Source organism: Candidatus Sodalis sp. SoCistrobi, assembly GCF_900143145.1.
Taxonomy (GTDB): domain Bacteria; phylum Pseudomonadota; class Gammaproteobacteria; order Enterobacterales; family Enterobacteriaceae; genus SoCistrobi.
The window spans coordinates 1-7536 of record NZ_FRDB01000145.1; the positions used below are offsets into that span (position 1 = coordinate 1).

Annotated in this window: 8 protein-coding genes; 6 read left to right on the plus strand and 2 right to left on the minus strand. The window is 57.9% G+C overall.

The genetic code is table 11. The features are described from left to right. On the plus strand, positions 1–229 hold a 229-nt coding region (locus CINSTRO3249_RS10470; RefSeq protein ID WP_143146879.1), incomplete at its 5' end, for an integrase core domain-containing protein. Between the two features lie 60 nt (positions 230–289). Here CINSTRO3249_RS10470 and CINSTRO3249_RS10475 read toward each other — a convergent pair. Then, positions 290–877, minus strand: a complete 588-nt coding sequence (locus CINSTRO3249_RS10475) for an acyl carrier protein phosphodiesterase (protein ID WP_074013248.1) — start codon at positions 875–877, stop codon at positions 290–292. Positions 878–981: 104 nt separating this feature from the next. Here CINSTRO3249_RS10475 and queA point away from each other — a divergent pair, with 104 nt between their 5' ends. The 5 genes from queA (at position 982) to secF (ending at position 6586) form a co-directional block, all read left to right on the plus strand. Beyond that, positions 982–2055, plus strand: a complete 1074-nt coding sequence (gene queA / locus CINSTRO3249_RS10480) for a tRNA preQ1(34) S-adenosylmethionine ribosyltransferase-isomerase QueA (protein WP_074013242.1) — start codon at positions 982–984, stop codon at positions 2053–2055. A 196-nt stretch (positions 2056–2251) separates the two neighbouring features. Further along, a complete protein-coding gene (gene tgt / locus CINSTRO3249_RS10485; RefSeq protein ID WP_074013243.1) occupies positions 2252–3400 on the plus strand; it encodes a tRNA guanosine(34) transglycosylase Tgt in 1149 nt (382 codons plus the stop codon). Beyond that, a complete protein-coding gene (gene yajC, locus CINSTRO3249_RS10490; protein ID WP_011410400.1) occupies positions 3401–3733 on the plus strand; it encodes a preprotein translocase subunit YajC in 333 nt (110 codons plus the stop codon). A gap of 27 nt (positions 3734–3760) precedes the next feature. After that, positions 3761–5605 carry a protein translocase subunit SecD gene (secD, locus tag CINSTRO3249_RS10495; RefSeq protein WP_074013244.1) on the plus strand — a complete coding sequence of 615 codons (1845 nt, stop codon included), beginning with the start codon at positions 3761–3763 and terminating at the stop codon, positions 5603–5605. 69 nt (positions 5606–5674) lie between these two features. Next, positions 5675–6586 (plus strand): protein translocase subunit SecF, encoded by a 912-nt coding sequence (secF, locus tag CINSTRO3249_RS10500; protein ID WP_217265388.1) that lies wholly within the window; start codon positions 5675–5677, stop codon positions 6584–6586. Between the two features lie 434 nt (positions 6587–7020). Here the strand turns inward: secF and CINSTRO3249_RS10510 are convergent, their stop codons facing one another. Beyond that, entirely contained in the window at positions 7021–7428 is a 408-nt protein-coding gene (locus tag CINSTRO3249_RS10510; RefSeq protein ID WP_074013247.1) for a DUF3251 domain-containing protein, read from the minus strand. Between the last annotated feature and the right edge of the window lie 108 nt (positions 7429–7536).

The following is a 7536-nucleotide window of genomic DNA, read 5'->3' on the forward strand; positions in this document are numbered from 1 at the left end:
CGGCGACTCCTACGATAATGCGATGGCAGAGAGTATCAACGGGTTGTACAAAACGGAGGTTATCCACCGCGGGAGCTGGAAAAACCGGACGGAAGTGGAGTTGGCCACGCTGGACTGGGTGGACTGGTACAACAACAGAAGGCTGCTCGGGCGGCTGGGTTACATCCCTCCTACTGAAGCCGAAATGAACTATTACGCTTTGCAATTAGCATCAGAGGAAGCGGCGTAGTATTGCCAAAATTACTCTCTAATAAACTCGGGGTTATTCAGCCATCGAAGATGACCTCATTCAGTGACCTAGCACGCCCTGGCGGGCTGCCTGCATCATCGCCGGATAGAGTTGCCAAAACGCCTCCTGCAGCCGGCTGTAGTGCGTCTGGATCTCTGGATAAATCTCCCCCAGAGCCGACAGCCGCGGGCGACGCTGGGCCATACCGCTCAGCACTTGGGCCAGAAAAGGCAACTCCGCATAGCGCAGCAGCCAGCGTTCACGCCACAGGTAGTGGTTAAGAGACTGGAAGCCCGCCGGCGTATCCGGCAGGGCGGGCGCAATTTCCTGCTGTGCCCGCACAACGAATTCCGCCAGCGGCCATTGTGGTTCGACCTGCGACCAGTGGCGTGCCAGAAAATGATCCCAAACGACATCCAGCGCGATGGGCGCCACCCGCCGCGTGGCGGGTGAAAACAGCGTTAGCGTCTGGCGTACTGCTTGATGACCATCGGTAAGGCTATCGATACGGCGATGCATACGGATGCCTGCGACAACCGCGGGCGGGTAGAGGCCGTCGGGATCGCCGCGGACAAAATCCGCCATCAGATTACCGAGCAGGGAACTTTGCGCCAGGGTGGCGAGATGCAAATGAGCAAGAAAATTCATCCTTTCAGTATACGGCAAAAGCGGCTCGACATTGCTTAATTCTTGCAGGGCGGAACGCATAGCCCTAGACTAAGCCGCCTGTTTTTAAGCTGAAGTGATTTTTTATGCGCGTTGCCGATTTCTCGTTTGCCTTACCTGATAATCTGATTGCCCGCTATCCTCAGGCGCAACGCAGCGCCTGTCGCATGCTGTCGCTCGACGGCCAAACCGGCGCGCTGGCGCATCAGGTCTTTACCGATTTGCTGGAGAAATTGGCCCCCGGGGATTTACTGGTCTTCAACAATACCCGGGTGATCCCCGCGCGGTTATTCGGCCGCAAAGTCAGCGGCGGCAAAATCGAAGTCCTGGTAGAAAGGGTTCTGGATGATAAGCGGGTACTTGCGCACGTCCGTGCTTCCAAAGCGCCGAAACCCGGCAGCGCGCTGCTGTTGGGGGATGATGACAGTATCGCCGCCACCATGGTGGCCCGACACGATTCACTTTTTGAACTGCGCTTCGACGACGCCCGCGATGTGCTGACACTGCTGAATGACGCCGGCCATATGCCTTTGCCGCCCTATATCGACAGGCCTGATGATGCCGCCGACCGGGAGCTGTATCAGACGGTTTATGGCGAACGGCCCGGCGCGGTGGCGGCGCCCACCGCCGGCCTGCATTTTGATGAACCGCTGTTGGCGGCGCTGCGTGCCAAAGGCGTTGAAATGGCGTTTGTCACCCTTCATGTCGGGGCTGGCACCTTCCAGCCGGTGCGGGTGGACCAAATCGAGCAGCACCAGATGCACGCGGAGTATGCCGAGGTGCCGCAGGAGGTGGTCGACGCGGTGTTAGCCTGCAAGGCGCGCGGCAATCGGGTTGTTGCCGTGGGCACCACCTCCGTTCGTTCGCTTGAGAGTGCCGCTGCGGCAGCCGGTGAGCAAGCGCTGGCACCGTTTTTTGGCGATACGCGCATTTTCATCTATCCCGGTTATCAATTTCGCGTAATAGATGTGCTGATTACCAATTTTCATCTCCCCGAGTCAACGCTGATTATGCTGGTGTCGGCGTTCGCCGGCTATCGCCATACGCTGGCGGCTTATCGGGAAGCGGTGGCGCAGGCGTATCGTTTCTTCAGCTATGGAGATGCGATGTTTATTACCCGTAACCCCGACGCTGCCGCAGAGCGGGTAGGTGAGCCGTAATCGCGCGGTCGTTAACGCCGCGCATGATCGGACCTGAATCTCTGCCCGGCGTAAACCGCCGGCGGCAGAAAGCATTTAATGACAACGCTGGCTACCGATACGCCGCGTGGACTGGCTTGTATAGCGGCTTGCGGGGTTGGTAGAATGCGCTCCTTTTCATCAAGCATCGGACTGTTTCTCTGGTGTTGGAGGATGTGTGGAATATCAATTATTAAAAACCGATGGCCAGGCCCGCCGCGGGCGGCTGTTCTTCGATCGGGGCGTGGTGGAAACGCCGGCGTTCATGCCGGTAGGCACCTACGGCACCGTCAAGGGTATGACGCCTGAAGAGGTGAAAGAAACCGGAGCGCAAATCCTGCTCGGTAATACTTTTCACTTGTGGCTGCGGCCGGGGCAGGCCGTAATGAAGCTGCACGGCGACTTGCACGATTTCATGCAATGGCATGGCCCGATACTGACCGATTCCGGTGGTTTCCAGGTATTCAGCCTGGGCGACATTCGCAAAATCACCGAAGAAGGTGTGCATTTCCGCAATCCGATCAACGGTGATGCGATATTCCTCAGCCCGGAAAAATCCATGGAAATCCAATACGATCTGGGTTCCGATATCGTGATGATTTTTGACGAGTGTACGCCTTATCCCTCCGATTGGGATTACGCCAAACGCTCGATGGAAATGTCGCTGCGCTGGGCGGCGCGCAGCCGTCAGCGCTTTGACGAACTGGAAAACCCCCATGCGCTGTTTGGCATTATCCAGGGCGGTGTTTACGAAGATTTACGAGATGTATCGGTAAAAAGACTGGTAGAGATCGGTTTTGATGGTTACGCTGTGGGCGGCCTGGCGGTAGGGGAGCCGAAGGCCGATATGCACCGGATACTGGCGCATCTCTGTCCGCAGATCCCGACCGACAAGCCGCGCTATTTAATGGGGGTCGGTAAGCCCGAGGATTTGGTGGAGGGCGTTCGCCGCGGCATCGATATGTTCGACTGTGTTATGCCGACCCGTAACGCCCGCAACGGCCATCTGTTTGTCACCGATGGCGTGGTGAAAATCCGCAATGCCCGGTATAAAGACGATGTTGAACCGCTGGATGCGGAATGTGATTGTTACACCTGTCGCAATTATAGCCGCGCGTACTTGCATCATCTTGACCGTTGCAACGAAATACTGGGTGCCCGTCTGAATACTATTCATAATCTACGTTATTACCAGCGTTTGATGGCGGGTTTACGCCAGGCTATCGATGAGGGTAAATTAGAGCACTTTGTAGGTGAGTTTTATCGCCGGACAGGTAAGCCGGTTCCACCTTTAGTCGTCGAGTTACATAACAATGAGGGAATTTAAATGAGTTTTTTCGTTTCTGACGCCGTTGCCGCCACCGGTGCTCCGTCCCAGTCAAGTCCTTACTCTCTGGTGGTGATGCTGGTTGTTTTCGGTCTGATCTTTTATTTCATGATCCTGCGCCCGCAGCAAAAGCGCGCCAAAGTGCATAAAGAACTGATGAGCTCCATTTCCAAAGGGGATGAAGTTTTGACGACCGGCGGGCTGGTTGGCCGCGTGGTCAAAGTCGCGGATACCGGCTATATTTCCATCGCGCTCAACGACACCAATGAAGTGGTCATCAAGCGTGATTTTGTGGCCGCCGTTTTGCCGAAAGGTACGATGAAAGCGCTGTAATAGCCGATTTTCCCGAAGGGAACTGCCGTGTTAAACCGTTATCCTTTATGGAAGTACATCATGCTGGTGCTGGCGCTGGTCGTCGGCCTGCTGTATGCGCTTCCCAACATCTATGGTGAGGATCCGGCCGTACAGGTCACTAGCGCGCGGGGTGGCGCCGCCAGTGAATCGACGCTGGTCCAGATCCGCAACGTATTAGAACAACAACATATCGCCAGCAAGTCCATTGCTTTGGAAAAGGGCGCCATTATGGCCCGTTTCGCCAGCGCCGATGTGCAGTTGCACGCCCGCGAAGCGATAATGAACGCCCTCGGTGACAATTATGTGGTGGCGCTCAACCTGGCGCCGGCGACGCCCGCCTGGTTAGCCATGCTCGGGGCCGCGCCGATGAAGCTGGGCCTGGATTTGCGCGGCGGCGTTCACTTCCTGATGGAAGTGGATATGGATACCGCGCTTAATAAGCTGCAGGAACAGACGATGGATACCCTGCGCGGCGATTTACGCGATAAGGGCATTCCTTATGCGACGGTGCGCAAAATTGAGAATTACGGCAGCGAAATCCGCTTTCGCGACGCCGAAACCCGCGATCAGGCGATCGCCTGGCTAACGCCCCGCCATCGCGATCTGGTGATTAACAGCCAGGGTGACAACGCCTTGCGCGCCACGCTGGCGGACCGCCTGCGCCAGGCCCGCGAATACGCGGTGCAGCAGAACATCACCATCCTGCGCAATCGTGTTAACCAACTGGGTGTCGCCGAGCCTTTGGTGCAACGACAGGGCGCCGATCGCATCGTGGTGGAATTGCCGGGTATTCAGGATACGGCCCGCGCCAAGGAAATCCTCGGGGCGACCGCGACGCTGGAGTTCCGCCTGGTCAATAGCGCGGTGGATCAAACCGCCGCCGTCAACGGCCGCGTGCCGGGGGATTCGGAGGTGAAAGCCTCTCGCGACGGCCAGCCGGTTGTACTGTACAAACGGGTCATCCTGACCGGGGATCACATTACCGCTTCCACTTCCAGCGTCGATGAATACAACCGTCCGCAGGTGAATATTTCCCTCGACGGCGCCGGCGGCACGACCATGTCCAACTTCACCAAGGACAACATCGGCAAGCTGATGGCCACCTTGTTTGTGGAGTATAAGGATAGCGGCAAGAAAGACGCCAACGGCCGTTCCATTCTGGTGAAGCAGGAAGAGGTTATCAACGTCGCGACCATTCAATCGCGGCTCGGTAACAGCTTCCGCATTACCGGCATCAACAATCCCAACGAAGCGCGTCAGCTGTCGCTGTTGCTGCGGGCGGGGGCGTTGATTGCGCCAATCCAGATTGTGGAAGAGCGCACCATCGGTCCGACCCTGGGGCTGCAGAATATTACTCAGGGGCTGGAAGCCTGTCTTTGGGGGCTGGTGGCGTCAATTGTGTTTATGGTGGTGTGGTATCGCAAGTTTGGTCTTATCGCTACCACGGCGCTCATCGTCAACCTGGTGCTGATTATCGGCATTATGTCCCTGCTGCCCGGCGCGACGCTGACCATGCCGGGTATTGCCGGTATTGTGCTGACGCTGGCGGTGGCGGTGGATGCCAATGTGCTCATCAATGAGCGCATCAAAGAGGAGCTGCGCAACGGTCGCACGGTGCAGCAGGCCATTCATGAGGGTTATCGGGGCGCGTTCTCCAGTATTGTTGACGCCAACGTCACCACGCTGATTACCGCCATTATCCTGTATGCCGTGGGGACCGGGTCCATCAAGGGATTTGCTATCACCACCGCCATCGGGGTCGCTACCTCCATGTTTACGGCGATCATCGGCACGCGTGCCATCGTTAACCTGCTTTACGGCGGTAAACGCATCGATAAGCTGTCTATCTAGGAGTGGCTTGTGGTTCAGCAACAACGAAATGTCGAAGAATTGAATTACGGCCGTAAAGTCTATGACTTTATGCGCTGGGATTATGTCGCGTTCAGCCTGTCGGCTATCCTGCTTATCGCCTCCATCGCCATCATGGCGGTGAAGGGCTTTAACTGGGGGCTGGATTTCACGGGCGGGACGGTGATTGAACTTAACCTGGAAAAGGCCGCCGACCTTGACCAGATGCGTAACGCGCTTGAACACGCGGGCTTTACCGATCCGCTGGTGCAGAATTTTGGCAGCAGCCGCGACGTGATGGTCCGTATGCCGCCGGTGCAAGATGGCCTTGGCCAGGAATTGGGAAATAAAGTTCTTGGCGTGATTAATCAGGCTACCGGTCAGAACGCCGCCGTGAAGCGGGTCGAATTTGTCGGCCCGAGCGTCGGCAGCGATCTGGCGCAGGATGGCGGCATGGCGCTGCTGGTCGCGTTGATCTGTATTCTGATTTATGTCGGCTTCCGTTTTGAATGGCGGTTGGCGACAGGGGCGGTATTGGCGTTGGCGCACGACGTGGTGATTACGCTCGGCGTCTTGTCGTTGTTCCACATCGAGATCGATCTGACGATTATCGCCTCGCTGATGTCGGTGATTGGCTACTCGCTGAACGACAGTATCGTGGTGTCGGACCGTATTCGTGAGAACTTCCGCAAGATCCGCCGCGGTAGTGCTTACGATATTTTCAACGTCTCGCTAACGCAGACCCTGAGCCGGACCATAATGACCTCGGCCACCACGCTGATGGTGGTGCTGATGTTGTTAATTTTCGGCGGCGCGATGCTGCGCGGCTTCTCGACCACGCTGTTTATCGGCGTGTTTATCGGCACCATCAGTTCCATTTACGTGGCGTCGGCGCTGGCGCTTAAGCTCGGTATGAAGCGCGAGCATATGCTGCAGCAAAAGGTGGAGAAAGAGGGCGCCGATCAGCCGTCAGTGCTGCCCTGAGGGACGAGCGGGCAGCCGCAGTCACGTGAGCGGTTTGCGGCTGTGGTCAGCTCAGGCAGCTGCATCGGGCCAGGAGCGCGAGGAGCGCCGATTATCACCTGTTGATGCCGCTGCCGGCTGCCCTGAACGACGAGCGGCCAGCCGCCGTCACGTGAGCGGTTTGCGGCTATGGTCAGCTTAGACAGCTGCATCGGGCCAGGCGCGCGAGGAGCGGCGGTTATCACCTGCTGATGCCGCTGCCGGCTGCCCTGAGGGACGAGCGGCCAGCCGCAGTCACGTGGGCGGTTTGCGGCTGTGGTCAGCTCAGGCAGCTGCATCGGGCCAGGAGCGCGAGGAGCGCCGATTATCACCTGCTGATGCCGCTGCCGGCTGCCCCATGGGCTAGCCGTGCAAGGGGCGGCGTGTTAAACCGTAAGCGTCAGGCCTGCGGCGGCCTACTGGCTGCCGACAGGTTTGGTGGCGTCCGACGCCGGCGGGTTTTGCGGCGTGTCCGGCTGGATATCATGCAGCCGGATAAACCCCACCTGTTCCGGCGTCAGGCCAGACATCCGCAGTTCAATGGTGGCTTCGGTTCTCGGCAGCAGCGAGGCCGGCACGGAAATCGGCTGGCTGAGCGCGTCGGCGGTCAGTGGCTTACCGGTCGCTGCGTCCACCTGACCCCAATCCACAATCCCGTGCAACGGCATCAGCGCCGCGCCGTCGGCGCTGCGGATATGCAGCGGCGCGCGCGCGCCGCTGGCCTCCGCTTCCACCTGATCGACAGAAACCCGCAAGGTGCCCGCCTCGCTTTGCACCTCAGCCGCGGTTTTAGCCGCCGGATAAAGGCATAGGTATCTACACATTTATCGTGATACCTGTTATTACTTTGCAGAATGATTTCAACCTATCTGTTGGCGGGATTGACTCTCGCCTTACCCGCCGATATCAGACGCTGGTTAAACAGCATATGA

What these genes read in the sequence shown, in the direction of transcription:
- secF (WP_217265388.1), top strand. Translation starts at nt 5,675, where the DNA reads ATGCGCTGGGATTATGTCGCGTTCAGCCTGTCGGCTATCCTGCTTATC.
- CINSTRO3249_RS10510 (WP_074013247.1), bottom strand. Translation starts at nt 7,428, where the DNA reads ATGTGTAGATACCTATGCCTTTATCCGGCGGCTAAAACCGCGGCTGAG.
- yajC (WP_011410400.1), top strand. Translation starts at nt 3,401, where the DNA reads ATGAGTTTTTTCGTTTCTGACGCCGTTGCCGCCACCGGTGCTCCGTCC.
- CINSTRO3249_RS10475 (WP_074013248.1), bottom strand. Translation starts at nt 877, where the DNA reads ATGAATTTTCTTGCTCATTTGCATCTCGCCACCCTGGCGCAAAGTTCC.
- queA (WP_074013242.1), top strand. Translation starts at nt 982, where the DNA reads ATGCGCGTTGCCGATTTCTCGTTTGCCTTACCTGATAATCTGATTGCC.